This window comes from Nitratidesulfovibrio sp. 1201_IL3209, from assembly GCF_036763125.1.
In the GTDB taxonomy this organism is placed as follows: Bacteria; Desulfobacterota; Desulfovibrionia; order Desulfovibrionales; family Desulfovibrionaceae; genus Cupidesulfovibrio.
Map to the genome: position 1 here is coordinate 1 of NZ_JBAIYT010000045.1, position 13,667 is coordinate 13,667.

Sequence of the window (13,667 nt, forward strand, 5' to 3'; positions counted from 1 at the left end):
GCGACTGGCTTGAACACCTATAGCGTAACCGGAAAGGTGTTTTTTGGTATAACCGATTGACTCCACCCGCATAGCGGGTGGTTTTCTGTTTCGGTCGCTTCGCTCCCTCAACTGGCTAAAGCCATAATCACAAAACGCGAATCATTTGGAAATGATTCGCGTTTTTTGTTTAACAAGTTTGTATATATTCTACGGAAGCAGCAAGAATCTGGTAAAAAAACTGAATATTCATTTTCAACTCGCACCCCCCCCTTCCGCCTGGATTGTTCTTGGGGTTGTCTTCCATAGGGTTAAAGCCAGAAATGTGTTTGATACCAGTGTGGAAGAACAGACGTTTCGCACCGCTGAATGCAAGCATCCGGCGACATCCTTCAAGCACTGGCGCTGAACCCAGGGTTGGTCTCACGCGGGAAAACGTGATACTGGCGGCAACAGGCAAGGCGAAAGGGATAGGGATTTCCCCAGTGACACTGACGGTCATCGAAAGAGGCTGTATGCGCGCACGTACGCCAAAGGGCAGTGTCCCTGCGGGGCGCCTGCTTGTTGTTGGCGTACGTTTGGTTTGAGGGAGATGAGCAAGCGATATCTCGATCTCGATGTTTTCTCCGCCGCTGTTCAACGACTCGAAACGATCTTCGATAATTTCGAGCGGATTTACGTATCGTTTTCAGGCGGAAAGGACTCCGGAGCGCTTGTTCAGTTAGCTCTGGAGGTGGCGCGGCGGAAAAACAGACTTCCGCTGGATGTCTTGCATGTCGATCTCGAGGCTTGGTACCAGCACACCGCCGACTTTGTAACCCGAATAATGACCAGGCCGGACGTGCGGCCGCATTGGGTCTGCCTGCCCATACATCTGCGCAATTCCGTGAGCCAGATGCAGCCGCACTGGCTGTGCTGGGAGCCGGAAGCAAAAGCCATCTGGGTCCGGGAGATGCCCCGGCTTCAGGGGGTAATCAATGACGAAAAGCATTTTTCGTGGTTCAGGCGAGGAATGGAATTTGAAGAGTTCGTTCCCCTGTTCGGGGAAGAATTCTCCCAGGGCAGGTCTTGCGCCTGCCTTGTTGGCATTCGCAGCGATGAGAGCCTGAATCGTTTCCGTACCATCAAATCCTTGAGCAAACGGCGTTGGAAGCGCCGGGGCTGGACCACCGTCCTGACCTCGGGAGTCGTCAACGCGTATCCCATTTATGACTGGCGGGCGAAAGACGTCTGGATTGCGCACGGGCGCAGGCAATGGGACTACAACCGCATTTACGATCTCATGCATAAGGCCGGATTGAGCCTGCCCCAGATGCGTCTTTGCCAGCCGTTCGGGGACGATCAGCGCAGGGGGCTTTGGCTCTTCAAAATTCTGGAACCGGAAACCTGGACTCGTCTCGTGGGAAGAGTCCAGGGCGCGAACTTCGGCAACAGGTATGTTGCGAGATCCGGCAATGTTCTGGGAAATTACCATATCGCGCTTCCCCCAGGCTATACATGGCAAAGCTACTGCGAATTTCTTCTCTCCACTATGCCGGCCAGCACCGCCGAGCATTATCGTGATAAAATCAAAATATTCATACACTGGTGGGACAGGCACGGGGTTTCGGTCATTCCGGATGAAGCGGATCCGCGTCTGGAGGCTGCAAAGAAAGCTCCAAGCTGGCGGCGAATATGCAAGGTGCTTCTGAAAAACGATTATTGGTGCAAGGGGCTTTCTTTCAGCCAAACAAAAAATCAGATGGAAAGGCAGTTGGCATGGGCGTTGCGTTTTCTGGAATAGGGAGCACGCATGCAGATCATGAAATTTACACACAGCAGTAAGCGTGAACAAAACATCGAGTTGTTCGGCCTTATCGGGGAATTCTGCGCGTGTGAAGTCACGAGGCGCGCTTTGAGTTGCTCAATTTCAAGTCGTCCGGGACAGGTTTGGTATGTGGCTGTCGAAGACGCGGCAGTGTACGCCTTTGGCTCGATACGCCTGCAAGGGAAATGCGGGCTGCTGCGCCACCTCTACAGTCCGGCTCATCACAATGAGGCATGGGAGGCGGTGTTACGGCACTGCATTGAGCATGCGCGGCGTTGCGATGCCTGTTCAGTGCGGCTTACGGACTATCTTGCCATGGAGAACCGCTATGCCCAGGTCGGTTTTATTCCATTTGGTAACCCGAGGGGGCGTTTTACGCAGTACGTACTGAGATTGGAGCCCGCATATGCCGCTACAGCAATGGCTTGACTACCTTGAATCCGCTCTACAGTCAGCACCAAGAGGCATGAAGGAAAGGATTGCTATCTACAACAGGCTCGTCGACATGGCTGCCAGATATTTGGAGCTGCCCCATCCGGCCGCCAGGCCTCAATTGATTCCCGTGGAAAAGGTCAAGGGAAACGACTACAACCCCAACAAGGTTGCACCGCCCGAGATGCGGCTGCTGCGGCTGTCCATGGCCAAGGACGGGCAAACCATGCCGGTGGTCGTGGCCGTGGACCGCAAAGGACTGTTCCAGGTTGTCGATGGGTTTCACAGAAGGAACGTTGCGAAAAACGCTCCTGAAGTTCGTGACTCCCTGAAGGGATACTTATTCGTGGTTGAATTGAACAAAAGCCTTGAAGACAGAATTACGTCGACGGTGCGGCACAACGCGGCCCGTGGCTCGCACAAGGTGGAACTGACCGCAAAGCTGGTGACCACCCTGAAAAAGCATAACTGGAGCAATGAGCGTATCGGTATGGAATTGGGCATGGATCCCGACGAGGTCCTGCGCCTGAAACAAGTGACCGGCCTGGCAGAGGCGTTTAAGGACGAGGAGTTTTCCAAGGCGTGGGAATAGTCAGGGCCGACGTTTGCGATGCCCGATGCGGAGTTTTTCCGCGCAGTTGCGGCGGCCATCCCCCATGGCGTTCGGCACGAAACGGCCAAGCCAAAGCCGCAGGGCTGCTCGGGCAGCCTGGCCGGGTCCGGCGCATCCTGAGAGCAGCGGTCGTGCTCTCCGAAACCTGCGGGAATGTCCGTCCCCTTCTTCCGTTTTTCATATGACCGCGGCACAGGGCCCAGACCAACCCGTCGCCCCTCTGTTTCTTTCCGTACCGAACACCTGCCGGAGCCCCACATGAACGTCTTCCATCTCACGCAGCACGACCTCCTCGAAGAAGGGGCCATTCCCACCACCTCCAAGGGCATGGACAAGGAGGACGAGCACGCCCCGTGCGCCTTCGTGGAGGTGCGGCGGGAAGCGGACTACAGCCTGTACGTCCAGTGTTTCGCGGACAGGCCGGGCACGCGCGGGGTGATTCCCGCCGCGTGCAAGAGCGGCAGCCCGGCATGGACGGCGGGCGACAGCCGCTACCTCACCAACCGCGTCTGGATCTTCACCGACGCCATGCGCGCCAACGCCCTGTCCTCCCTGACCGGCATGACCGAAAGCGGCGGCGCGGGCCAGGGCGACGGTTCCACGCCCGATGCCGTCTCCGCCAAGGGCATTCAGGCCATCGCCAAGGAATGCGCGGAAGCGCTGAAGAAAGCGCGCCGCCTGGCCGACTACCACGGCTTCGGCGAGGACGTGGACGACGAGGACCTGGACTAATTCCACCGGGACACGAAGGGGGGGCGCCATGCCCCCCATTTCTTTTTTGACGCCCCCCCTGCATCGCCTGTCTCCCCCTCTCCCCCCACACCCCCTGCCTGCCGCCCTTGCACCGCCGCACTCTGACGCGCCCTTTCTCGCACGTGCACAGTCACGAAAAATATGCTATGCGGCACCAAAGCCCATAGCAGCAAGCACTCACGCTTGCCGTGACCGACAAGGAGGCTGCAATGACACACGGAACTCGGAACATCCGGAACATCGGCGGTTTGCTCCTGGCGGCCCTGCTGGCCGTCGCCTGCTGCATGGCCGCGACGCCGCCCGCCCAAGCGGCCCCGGCCGATGCCGCCAAACTGGCGCTGCCCGGAGACATCACCCTGGCCCAGGCGCAGAAGGTCATCGCCGCCGCGCAGGCCAAGGCCGTGGAACAGGGCACGCTCATGAACATCGCCGTGGTGGACGCCGGGGGCAACCTGAAGGCGTTCGCGCGCATGGAGGGGGCGTTCCTGGGCAGCATCGACATTTCCATCGGCAAGGCCCGCACGGCGCGCTTCTTCAACATGTCCACCAAGGAACTGGGGGACGCGGCCCAGCCGGGCCAGCCGCTGTACGGCATAGAGGTGACCAACGGCAACCTGGTCATCTTCGGCGGGGGCGAACTGCTGCGCGCCAAGGACGGCACCATCATCGGGGCCGTGGGCGTCAGCGGCAGTTCCGTGGAGAACGACATGGCCGTGGCCAAGGCAGGGGTGGCGGCGCTGAACTAGCGTCCCGCGCTTCCTTCAACGGGCAGGCTTACCGGCTACCTTAGCTGCCCTGGCCGCCCCAGTCCCCCTGACGGGCCAGCCCCGCCGCGTCCACAACAGGCGGCACCCCTCGTTCCCCCTGTCCCGCACTCTCCCATCGCACCACGCGCAAGGCCCCCGGCATGACACCGGGGGCCTCATCCATGGCTGTCTTTCCGAAAGACCGGGCGACCCGGCTCGGGATCTTCGTCCACTGTCCGCCGTGCGTTCGGGCGCGTCGCGCGTTTCCGCCCCGCCCCTGCCCTACCTTACGCAACCGGGACCAGCACGCCCGCCGCCACCAGTTCGCGCACCACGGGGATGCACTCGTCGGCGGGCACGCCGATGCGGCCGGCGATCTCCACCAGGTCCAGCGTGCCGTCTGCGTAGGCCAGAAAGTCGATGATGACGTTGACCTTGTTGCAGTACCCGTTCTTCACGGATGTGGTGGGATACAGGCCACGCTTGCCCAGTTGCGGCTCGCACAGGCAGGTGGCGCGGTAGGTGCGGTTGTTCTCGATGATGTCCAGGCAGCGCGCCAGCGTGGCGAACGAATCGTCCAGCCCCGCCGGAGAAACCACGGACAGGTCGTCCAGCGAGGTGTGGTACTCCGGATAGTGGCGGTACAGGCTGCGCGTGAACGGGATTATGGGCAGGTCAACGCCGGGGCTGTTGTACTGGCGCTCGTCGCTGGCCCGGTCCAGGAAGGTGTAGCGCTTGAAGTCCGGGTGGTATGCGCCCAGCACGTGCAGCAGCGCGCGGTCGGCCAGGGTGTCGCCCTTGCGCGAGGGCAGGTACGACCAGGCCCGGTCGTCGCCCGTGCAACTCAGCACGTACCCGGCCACCACGTTGCGCTGCATCTCGGCCAGATGTCGGCTGAGGTACCAGATGGTGCCGATGGTCTCCGGCACGAACACCAGCAGGTACGACAGCTCGCGGTCGCGCTGCATCAGGTGGCGGGCCACGGCGGTTTGCAGCACAGGGCCGGAAAGCTCGTTGTTGGCCATGGAGGGGTGGCAGACGTAGGTGGACAGCACCACCGTCTTCTCCGAGCGGCCGGGCAGGAACAGGTCGGCGCAGGTCATGTGGCCGGGGCCCAGGGTGGAGTCGATCACCACCCGGAACGGGCCGGGCCCCAGCGCATCCCGCTTGTCGTGCGCGATGCAGAAGCCCCAGGTGCGCTTGTAGTAGGAGGTGACGTAGGGAATGGCGTCCGGCTGGTCGGGCAGCGAGTAGAGCCGGGCGTCCAGTTCCTCGCGGGTCACCACGGCGTCCACCGGCTCGGAATAGCCCACCACGTGCAGGTTGCTGGCCTTGAAGTCGATCAGCCGGTTGCCCTGCATGTCGGCCACCCAGGCATCGCGGATGTTCCACTCGTCCGGCACGGTCCAGTCGAAGCACCGCGTGCCGCTGGGCACCTCGTGCATCCGCAGCCCCGGCAGCAGCCCGCCAAGGTAGCGCAACGTCTGGCGAACCCCGTCGCCGGTAAGGCTCCTACAGATGGGAAAGAGGTCCGCCATCCAGCGGTACATCTCCTGCCCCGGACTCACTGCGTCCATATCCTTCCTTCGGCCCGCGCGGCTGCCGGAGGGTGCGCCATGCCACCGTTCCCATGCACCGCAAAAGGCCCCCCGCCCTGCATCGCACCGCGCGTACTGCGGCGGCATGATGCGGCATGAAAAGGTACCGGCGCGACGCCCACGGGCAACCCCTTGCCGGATGTGGCGCGCGTCCGTCCGCACTACGGCTGCGGACACGCCGAACGGGCGCCACGTACACACGCGGCGCCATGCAGCCGGGAACTGTTTCCCGGCGGAATGTCCTTCTACTGCACGGCTGAAACGTGTTCAAGCGACAGAAATGCTACAAAACGGACTTCTTGGCACAACACAGCCATGCGACAGGAGAAAATATTCATGCACCACCCATTGATGGCGCACCGGCGCCTTGTTTCCCGCAACCGTGAAACGTGTGAGACATGCCATGCGAATGAAACCGTCCATCCATCGTGTCTCACCAACATGCCCCTGCCGTGCCGCCCGTCCCGCGCGCCATGCGACACGTCCCTGGCTGCGAGACCTTGCGCGGCCACGGTACGCCCGGCAGCGTGCGTGCCGCATGCAACACCCTGCCCTGCCCCGGCTTCCGCATGATGACGCGCCCGCGCCGCACGGCCGGGTGCGCCGCCGCGGAGCCCGCCCGGCGCCGATGGCGCGCCGGGCGAGGGAATTCATGTCTCCGCGCCTTGCCGTAACCGGGTCGCCAGTGTAGGCTGCGTTCCGCCGCGCCGACAGGTGTGGCAACGCGGCGCACGACAACACTTTCAGCCCCGACGCAACATTTCCGCATGAAGCACACTGACGTCGAATCCCCGGCCTCCAGACACCCCTCTCCGTGGAAGAAGCACCTGCGCTCCCTCGGCAAGGTGGCAGTATTCGCCGTCTTCTGCGGGGCGGTGTGGCTGCTGTACAACGAAGTCAGCAAATACCACATCGACGAAATCCGCGAGAGCATGCGCCAGATGCCCATGACCAGTCTCGTGGCGTCCATGGTGCTGATGGTGTTCAACTACCTGGTGCTGGTGGGGTACGACGCGCTGGCACTGCGCGCCATCAACAAGCCGTTGTCCATGACCCGCACCGCCCTCGTCTCGTTCGTGGGCTGCGTGACCAGCTACAACTTCGGGGCGCTGCTGGGCGGCAGTTCGGTGCGCTACCGGTTCTATTCGGCGTGGGGCTTTTCGGTGGTGGACGTGGTGCGCCTGGTGATCATGCTGGCCATCACCTTCTGGGTGGGCGCGCTGGGCGTGGCCGGGGCGGTGTTCATCATCCAGCCCCTGCCGGTGCCGCCATCGCTGGACATCCCCCTGCGCGACGTGCGCCTGCTGGGCGTGGTGCTGCTGGCCCTGACCATCGGCTACCACATCCTGACGCTGGTGGCGAAGCACCCCATCCGGGTCATGGGCAAGGAATTCGCGCTGCCGCCCTTCCGGCTGGCCATCCTGCAAACCCTGGTGGCCGGGCTGGACCTGGTGGTGGCGGCGGGCTGCCTGTACGTGCTCATGCCCGCCGACCTCGGGCTGGACTTCATCCAGTTCCTGTCCGTGTACCTGATGGCCATCGTGGCCGTGGTGCTCAGCCACGTGCCCGGCGGCGCGGGCGTGTTCGAGCTGGTCATCCTCAGCCTGTCGCACACCCATTCGCCGCAGACGGTCATCGCCGCGCTGATCTGCTTCCGGTTCATCTACTACCTGCTGCCGCTGCTGTTCGCCGCGGTGCTGCTGGGCGGGCACGAACTGCATCTGCGCCGCCACGAGGCGGAACAGATGCTGGACGAGGCGGGCCGCTGGACCGACGCGCTGTCGCATACCCTGATGGCCTATCTGGCCTTTGCGGCCGGGCTGATCCTGCTGTTCTCCAGCGCCATCCCCCTGGCGGCGGACAGCCGCGCCATGCTGGTGGCCAACGTGCCGCTGTGGGCCATGGAATCCGCCCACTTCCTGGGCGCGGTCGCGGGGGTGGGCCTGCTGCTGCTTTCGCGCGGGCTGCAACGCCGCCTTGCCTCGGCCTGGCGGCTGGTGACGGCGCTGGTGGTGCTGGGCATCGCCAGTTGCGTGCTGAAGGGGCTGGACTGGCAGGAAGCCACACTGCTGATGCTGGTGCTGGCGTCGCTGTGCGTGACCCGGCGGCGCTTCTTCCGCCGCACCTCGCTGCTGCGCGAACGGTTCACCCTGCGCTGGATGGTGGCGGTACTGCTGGTGGTGGGCTGTTCCCTGCTGCTGGGGCTGTTCGTGCACGCCCGCATGCCCTACACCAGCGAACTGTGGTGGACCTTCGCGGCGGAGAACGATGCCGCCCGCCTGCTGCGCGCCTTTGGCGGCATCACCATGGTGCTGGCGGTGTTCATGGTGCGGCGGCTGGCCTTCCCGCTGCACGGGCGCCTGGGCGAATTCACGGCGGCCCGGCGCGAACGCTTCCGGCGCATCTACCGCGCGGCCCAGCGCATCCGCGAGAACGCCCTGCGCCGCAGGAAGCCGGGACAAGCCGACCAGACCGGTAAACCCGGAAGCGACTAGGACATCCCACGCATTTTTCGCGCACGACGCGACAACGGGGCGACGCCGTTTCCGGCATCGCCCCGATTTCATGCGCCCGCGATGGCGGCGCGGAGTTGCGAAGGATCGCGAAGAATCGACGCCCTAGCGCGACGACAGCAACACCTCGTCCCGCCCGTCGCGCTCGCGCAGCAGCACGTCCACCTGCTCGTTGCGGCCGGTGTTCACGGTGCGCCCCACGTAGTCGGCATGGATGGGCAGTTCGCGGTGGCCCCGGTCCACCAGCACCAGCAGTTCCACGCGGCGGGGCCTGCCGTAGTCCAGCAACGCCTCCAGCGCGGCGCGGATGGTGCGCCCGGTGAACAGCACGTCGTCCACCAGCAGCACGTCGCGGCCGTCCAGGTCCACGGGAATGTCCGACGGCCCGATGGCGGGCTTGGCGGCCAGGGTGGTCCAGTCGTCGCGGTACAGGTTGATGTCCAGTGCGCCGGAAGGCAGCACGCAGCCCAATCTCTCGGCGATGATGCGCCCGAGGCGCGCCGCGATGTCGGCCCCGCGACGCTGGATGCCCACGAGCACGAGGCCCGCGCAATCGCCGTGGCGCTCCAGCACCTGATAGGCCAGGCGCTCCAGCGCACGGCGCACTTCCTGTTCGGTGAGCAGAATGGTCTGTTCCATCGGGTCCCCCGTCCGGTGGGAATTCGTACTATCCGCACCGGTAACCGGTTTCCTTCCGCTTGGCAAACCGGACGGCGGCGCCGGGCGATGGCGCCCGCCGCTGTGCACGGTCACTGCGCGTTCATTCGGTTGGCCTTTTTGCCAGTTCTGAGGTAGGGTATGCCCGAACGTCGCCACAGGCCGCAAGGAAACGGACATGATCACCCTCGAACACGGCGCGCGGGACATCCTGGAAGAGTACTTTTCCGAGAACCCCAACAGCCCCATCCGCATCTACGTCTCGCCGCGCGGCAGCCGGGGGCCGCACCTCGTGCTGGGCCCGGACGAGCCCAACGAACGCGACCACGTCGTGGTCGTGGACGGCTACACCTTCTGCATCAGCCAGCGTCTGGCCCAGCAGGTGGGGACGGTGCGCATCCGGGCGCGCAACGCCGGGTTCGAGGTGGTCCCCGAACGGCCCCTTACCGCCATGCGCGCCACCGACGCACCCTGACCCCACCCTGCCCCTTCCCGCACCCACCTGCTGCCCCCGCCCGGCGCCCCTCGCCTGCCGTGCGTTCTCCGGCGCGTGCGCACTCATTGCCCTCCATGATCCCACGGGGCGGGGCTGCCGCCCGCAGGAACCACCCAGCCCCCGCGTCGCATAGATATCCACTATGACCTCGCCACCGACGCATTGACAAACACCCCATGGGTACGTACTTGTTGCTCTCCGCACATCCAACAGTGGAGGACACATGTTCGAACTCACCGAAAACGCCCGCAAAGAGCTTGATGCCTACTTTGCGGACAAGCAGAAGAACCCCATCCGGGTCTACCTTGCCCCCGGCGGCTGAAGCGGTCCCCGGCTGGCCCTGGCTCTGGATGAGCCTAACGATACCGACAAAGTCTTCGAGGAAGGCGGCTACACCTTCTGCGTGAACGCCGAACTTCTGTCCATGGCGGAATCCATCCGCATCGACATCAGCTACATGGGGTTCTCCGTGGAATCCGGCAAGCCGCTCGGCGGCGGCAGCAGTTGCGGTGGCTGCAGCAGCTCGGGCAGTTGCGGTTCCTAGACCCCGCACACCACGCGCACGCTCTACGGCTCTCCCTGCGGAGGGCCGTTTCCTTTCCGGGCGGAATGCCCGATGCGGCTGTCGGCAATCAGGCTTGACGCACCACGGGGTGCGCGGGCATCCTCGGCGCATCATGCATGCAGGAACGCCCACGGAGCCATCATGACCTTCAAGGAAACCGTCATCCTCGCCGTCAAGCTCGCCCACCGCCAGCAGCAGGAACTGGTCGTCGGCCGCGAGGACGGACGCTGGGAGATCGTGCCCATCACCGACGCCCGCTCCGACCAGTTGCGCCCCAGCGTCATCGTCACCGGCGCGGGCCTGAAGTACCCCGAACACGAAGACCTGTACGCCCGGCTGGTGGCCGAAGGGGCCTGACCGGGCCGCCGCTGGCGGCGTCCGCCCACCTTGCCGCAGCTCCCACCCGGCTCAACGCATGACGGCCCGCGCCCCCCAAGAGGGACGCGGGCCGCCGTTTCGTCGGCTCACGCCATCGCGGGGGAACTGGTGCGGATTGGGTGTTTGTTCCCCCGATGGGCTACGGCACGGGGCCGAAGCAGGATTTTCGCCCGTTGGCAAGGAAAACAAGCCTGCCACGAGGGAGTATGCCTCAGCCGTTGGGCGAGCTTGCGAGCCTTACGGATGAGGACCGCAGCGCGCTCTTCCCGTATTCGACCGATGTGACAGGCGAAGTTTGACCGCGTTGCGCACGATGTCCGTAGGGCTCGCAAGCTCGCCCAACGGCCACGCTTCGCGCCCTTCGGGTCGGATGCCAACGGGTGAAAGGACAATTCGGCCAGTTATCTTTTCACGTTGGTGGCCACCCACCCCGCAAAGGCGTTCATGAACTTGGCGCCGAACTCGCGCATGGAAGCGTCGGTCAGCGCGCCGTCGGGGCCGAACAGCTTGTCCGCGCCACCGATGTACGCTTCCGGCTGCTGCAACGGGGGCATGTTCAGGAACACCAGCGACTGGCGCAGGTGATGGTTGGCCCCGAAGCCGCCGATGGCGCCCGGCGACACGCTGACCACGGCCGCGGGCTTGCCGTTCCACACGCTGCTGCCGTAGGGGCGCGACCCCACGTCCAGGGCGTTCTTGATGGTGGCGGGCATGGACCGGTTGTATTCCGGCGTGAAGAACAGCACGGCGTCCGTGCCCTTGATGGCCTTGCGGAAGTCGGTCCACGCGGCGGGCGGGGCGCCTTCGTCGTCCAGGTCCTGGTTGTACAGCGGCAGGCCGCCCACCTCGACGAATTCGAAACGCAACGCGGGCGGAGCCAGTTCGGTCATCGCCCTGGACATCTTGCGGTTCAGTGAATCCTTGCGCAGGCTGCCCACAATGACGGCGACGGTGAATATGGTGCTCATGGGTGTCTCTCCTGTGGTTTCGGGTATCGCCGTGTTCCCGGCGGGTGATCCGCCGGGGGGAGAAACGACGTTGCCGATAGAGTACTACCTGAACGCAGCCAGGGCAACGCCCGCTCGCAACTTTTCACGTCTCCGCTCACCCGGTCCCCCCGGCCGCAGGCATGGCGCGGCATTCCCCGCGCCGACCGCCCGGCACACGGCGCATGGCGCATGGCGGGCGCCCCCCTCGTCCCCCTCTCCCCGCCCTTCCACGCGGCACCACGCACGCAAAAGGGGCCGCCCCTTCCGGAGCGGCCCCTGTCGATCATGCAAGGCGATGAGGCTGGCGGCTACTTCTTGTGCAGCCAGGGCATCATGCCGCGCAGCTTGCCGCCCACCTTCTCGATCTGGTGGTCGGCCTCGATGCGGCGGGTGGCCTTGAAGCCGGGGTACCCGGCCTTGGCCTCGAGGATGAAGTTGCGGGCGAAGGTGCCTTCCTGGATTTCCTGGAGCACCTTCTTCATTTCCTTCTTCGTCTCCTCGGTCACGATGCGGCGGCCGGTGACGTAGTCGCCGTATTCGGCGGTGTCGCTGATGGAGTGGCGCATCTTGGCAAGGCCGCCCTCGTAGATGAGGTCGACGATGAGCTTCACTTCATGCAGGCACTCGAAGTAGGCGATTTCGGGCTGGTAGCCCGCTTCGACCAGGGTTTCGAAACCGGCCTTGATGAGCGACGAAAGACCGCCGCACAGCACCGCCTGTTCACCGAACAGGTCGGTCTCGGTTTCTTCCTTGAAGGTGGTTTCGATGACGCCGGAACGCGCACCACCAACGCCCTTGGCATACGCCAGAGCCTTCTCCATGGCCTTGCCGGTCGCATCTTGGTGGATGGCGACGAGGCAGGGGACGCCGCCCCCCTCGGTGTAGGTGCGGCGAACGAGATGGCCCGGCCCCTTGGGGGCGATCATGAACACGTCGACGTCCTTCGGGGGCTCGATCTGGCCGAAGTGGATGTTGAACCCGTGGGCGAACAGCAGCGCGTCGCCCGGCTTCAGGTTCGGCTTGATTTCCGCTTCGTAGACCGCGGCCTGTACCTGGTCGGGGAGTAGGATCATGATGAGGTCGGCCTTGGCTGCGGCCTCGGCCACGGGTAGCGGCGCGAAGCCGTGTTCCCTGGCGAGTTCGTAGTTGGCCCCGCCGGGACGCTGCCCGACGACGACGTTGATCCCGGAGTCGCGCAGGTTCTGGGCATGCGCGTGGCCCTGGCTGCCGTAGCCGATGATGGCCACGGTCTTGTCCTTCAGGACCTCCAGTGTCGCATCCTGTTCGTAATAGACCTTCATCATCTACTCCCTGCCGCACACGGGTGCGGCGTCCTCGAATGACGGTTGCGGTGTATGAAGACCCCGCCCGGCGCCGGGAGCGGCCCCGGCACCCTCGCGGGTTTGCCACCGTAGGCAGCGAAAGCGCTGCCGCAATGGATTGCGATACCGGATTCGGCGGCGGAAGGCTACCCCTTATGGGTCGCCGGGGCGCGGCTGATTGAATATTTGTTCAATCAGCGACGCGTTCCCCCCGTCTTGCAGGACGCGCGGCGGAAGGCGTTGTACCGCCCGCCGCCGCGCGTGAAAATCCCGAACCATTCCGGCTGAAGGCACCGCCATCCGGCGCCCGCCGGGGTCATGCGTTCTCGGGCTGCATGGACCGCCGCATGGCCACGGTGCCGGTGCGGGCGATCTCCTTGATGCCGAACCGGGCCAGCAGGCTCAGGATGGCCTGGATCTTTCCGTGGTCGCCGGTGGCTTCCAGGGTCAGGTCGTTCAGGCTCACGTCCACCACCTTGCAGCGGAAGATGTCGGCGATGCGCAACACCTCGGCCCGGCGGGCGTCGTCGGCCTGCACCTTGACCATCATCATCTCGCGCTCCACGGCGGCGATGCCCTCGAAGTCCACCACCTTGATCACCGTCACCAGCTTGCGCAGCTGCTTGACGATCTGCTCGATGATCTGCTCCTCGCCGCTGGTGCTGATGGTCATGAGCGAAACGCCCTCTTCCAGCGTGGGGGCCACGTTCAGCGACTCGATGTTGAAGCCGCGTCCGCTGAACAGCCCCGCCACCCGGGACAGCACGCCCGGTTCGTTCTCCACGAGAACGGAAAGCACATGTCGCATGGGCTGCCCTC

14 protein-coding genes are annotated in these 13,667 nt (G+C 64.4%); 9 read left to right on the top strand and 5 right to left on the bottom strand.

The features are described 5' to 3' along the window. Window positions 1-571 precede the first annotated feature (571 nt). The 5 genes from V6B97_RS15835 (at window position 572) to V6B97_RS15855 (ending at window position 4,330) form a co-directional block, all read left to right on the top strand. The gene (locus V6B97_RS15835; protein WP_333507495.1) at window positions 572-1,762 is read left to right on the top strand and encodes a phosphoadenosine phosphosulfate reductase; all 1,191 of its coding nucleotides are present in this window, start codon (window positions 572-574) and stop codon (window positions 1,760-1,762) included. A 9-nt stretch (window positions 1,763-1,771) separates the two neighbouring features. Next, window positions 1,772-2,215, top strand: coding sequence for a hypothetical protein (locus V6B97_RS15840; protein ID WP_333507496.1), 444 nt, complete (start codon window positions 1,772-1,774; stop codon window positions 2,213-2,215). Then, entirely contained in the window at window positions 2,193-2,810 is a 618-nt protein-coding gene (locus V6B97_RS15845; RefSeq protein ID WP_333507497.1) for an IbrB-like domain-containing protein, read from the top strand. The genes V6B97_RS15840 and V6B97_RS15845 overlap by 23 nt, the downstream gene beginning before the upstream one ends. 279 nt (window positions 2,811-3,089) lie before the next feature. Further along, entirely contained in the window at window positions 3,090-3,563 is a 474-nt protein-coding gene (locus V6B97_RS15850; RefSeq protein WP_333507498.1) for a hypothetical protein, read from the top strand. A 230-nt stretch (window positions 3,564-3,793) separates the two neighbouring features. Further along, window positions 3,794-4,330, top strand: a complete 537-nt coding sequence (locus tag V6B97_RS15855) for a GlcG/HbpS family heme-binding protein (RefSeq protein WP_333507499.1) — start codon at window positions 3,794-3,796, stop codon at window positions 4,328-4,330. A 287-nt stretch (window positions 4,331-4,617) separates the two neighbouring features. On the opposite strand, the gene V6B97_RS15860 is transcribed toward V6B97_RS15855, so the two are convergent. Further along, window positions 4,618-5,907: a DUF4910 domain-containing protein gene (locus V6B97_RS15860; protein WP_333507500.1), complete on the bottom strand. Its 1,290-nt coding sequence runs from the start codon at window positions 5,905-5,907 to the stop codon at window positions 4,618-4,620. A 788-nt stretch (window positions 5,908-6,695) separates the two neighbouring features. On the opposite strand from V6B97_RS15860, the gene V6B97_RS15865 reads away from it, so the two are divergent. Continuing rightward, the gene (locus tag V6B97_RS15865) at window positions 6,696-8,423 is read left to right on the top strand and encodes a lysylphosphatidylglycerol synthetase family protein (RefSeq protein ID WP_333507501.1); all 1,728 of its coding nucleotides are present in this window, start codon (window positions 6,696-6,698) and stop codon (window positions 8,421-8,423) included. A 123-nt stretch (window positions 8,424-8,546) separates the two neighbouring features. Here V6B97_RS15865 and pyrR read toward each other — a convergent pair whose 3' ends face one another. Continuing rightward, window positions 8,547-9,080: a bifunctional pyr operon transcriptional regulator/uracil phosphoribosyltransferase PyrR gene (pyrR, locus tag V6B97_RS15870; RefSeq protein ID WP_333507502.1), complete on the bottom strand. Its 534-nt coding sequence runs from the start codon at window positions 9,078-9,080 to the stop codon at window positions 8,547-8,549. Between the two features lie 196 nt (window positions 9,081-9,276). On the opposite strand from pyrR, the gene V6B97_RS15875 reads away from it, so the two are divergent. The 3 genes from V6B97_RS15875 to V6B97_RS15885 all read left to right on the top strand — a co-directional run bounded on the left by V6B97_RS15875 (window position 9,277) and on the right by V6B97_RS15885 (window position 10,516). Further along, window positions 9,277-9,573 (top strand): adhesin, encoded by a 297-nt coding sequence (locus V6B97_RS15875; protein WP_333507503.1) that lies wholly within the window; start codon window positions 9,277-9,279, stop codon window positions 9,571-9,573. Between the two features lie 244 nt (window positions 9,574-9,817). After that, window positions 9,818-10,138, top strand: coding sequence for an IscA/HesB family protein (locus tag V6B97_RS15880; protein WP_333507504.1), 321 nt, complete (start codon window positions 9,818-9,820; stop codon window positions 10,136-10,138). A gap of 162 nt (window positions 10,139-10,300) precedes the next feature. Beyond that, window positions 10,301-10,516, top strand: a complete 216-nt coding sequence (locus V6B97_RS15885) for a hypothetical protein (protein ID WP_333507505.1) — start codon at window positions 10,301-10,303, stop codon at window positions 10,514-10,516. Window positions 10,517-10,938: 422 nt separating this feature from the next. Here the strand turns inward: V6B97_RS15885 and V6B97_RS15890 are convergent, their stop codons facing one another. The 3 genes from V6B97_RS15890 to ilvN form a co-directional block, all read right to left on the bottom strand. Then, entirely contained in the window at window positions 10,939-11,505 is a 567-nt protein-coding gene (locus tag V6B97_RS15890) for an NADPH-dependent FMN reductase (protein ID WP_333507506.1), read from the bottom strand. A 329-nt stretch (window positions 11,506-11,834) separates the two neighbouring features. Next, the gene (gene ilvC, locus V6B97_RS15895; protein ID WP_333507524.1) at window positions 11,835-12,827 is read right to left on the bottom strand and encodes a ketol-acid reductoisomerase; all 993 of its coding nucleotides are present in this window, start codon (window positions 12,825-12,827) and stop codon (window positions 11,835-11,837) included. Window positions 12,828-13,164: 337 nt separating this feature from the next. After that, on the bottom strand, window positions 13,165-13,656 hold the full coding sequence (ilvN, locus tag V6B97_RS15900; RefSeq protein WP_333507507.1) for an acetolactate synthase small subunit: 492 nt from the start codon (window positions 13,654-13,656) through the stop codon (window positions 13,165-13,167). Between the last annotated feature and the right edge of the window lie 11 nt (window positions 13,657-13,667).

What these genes read in the sequence shown, in the direction of transcription:
- ilvN (WP_333507507.1), bottom strand. Translation starts at nt 13,656, where the DNA reads ATGCGACATGTGCTTTCCGTTCTCGTGGAGAACGAACCGGGCGTGCTG.
- V6B97_RS15875 (WP_333507503.1), top strand. Translation starts at nt 9,277, where the DNA reads ATGATCACCCTCGAACACGGCGCGCGGGACATCCTGGAAGAGTACTTT.
- V6B97_RS15855 (WP_333507499.1), top strand. Translation starts at nt 3,794, where the DNA reads ATGACACACGGAACTCGGAACATCCGGAACATCGGCGGTTTGCTCCTG.
- pyrR (WP_333507502.1), bottom strand. Translation starts at nt 9,080, where the DNA reads ATGGAACAGACCATTCTGCTCACCGAACAGGAAGTGCGCCGTGCGCTG.
- V6B97_RS15850 (WP_333507498.1), top strand. Translation starts at nt 3,090, where the DNA reads ATGAACGTCTTCCATCTCACGCAGCACGACCTCCTCGAAGAAGGGGCC.
- V6B97_RS15840 (WP_333507496.1), top strand. Translation starts at nt 1,772, where the DNA reads ATGCAGATCATGAAATTTACACACAGCAGTAAGCGTGAACAAAACATC.
- V6B97_RS15885 (WP_333507505.1), top strand. Translation starts at nt 10,301, where the DNA reads ATGACCTTCAAGGAAACCGTCATCCTCGCCGTCAAGCTCGCCCACCGC.
- V6B97_RS15860 (WP_333507500.1), bottom strand. Translation starts at nt 5,907, where the DNA reads ATGGACGCAGTGAGTCCGGGGCAGGAGATGTACCGCTGGATGGCGGAC.
- ilvC (WP_333507524.1), bottom strand. Translation starts at nt 12,827, where the DNA reads ATGAAGGTCTATTACGAACAGGATGCGACACTGGAGGTCCTGAAGGAC.
- V6B97_RS15890 (WP_333507506.1), bottom strand. Translation starts at nt 11,505, where the DNA reads ATGAGCACCATATTCACCGTCGCCGTCATTGTGGGCAGCCTGCGCAAG.
- V6B97_RS15845 (WP_333507497.1), top strand. Translation starts at nt 2,193, where the DNA reads ATGCCGCTACAGCAATGGCTTGACTACCTTGAATCCGCTCTACAGTCA.
- V6B97_RS15865 (WP_333507501.1), top strand. Translation starts at nt 6,696, where the DNA reads ATGAAGCACACTGACGTCGAATCCCCGGCCTCCAGACACCCCTCTCCG.
- V6B97_RS15835 (WP_333507495.1), top strand. Translation starts at nt 572, where the DNA reads ATGAGCAAGCGATATCTCGATCTCGATGTTTTCTCCGCCGCTGTTCAA.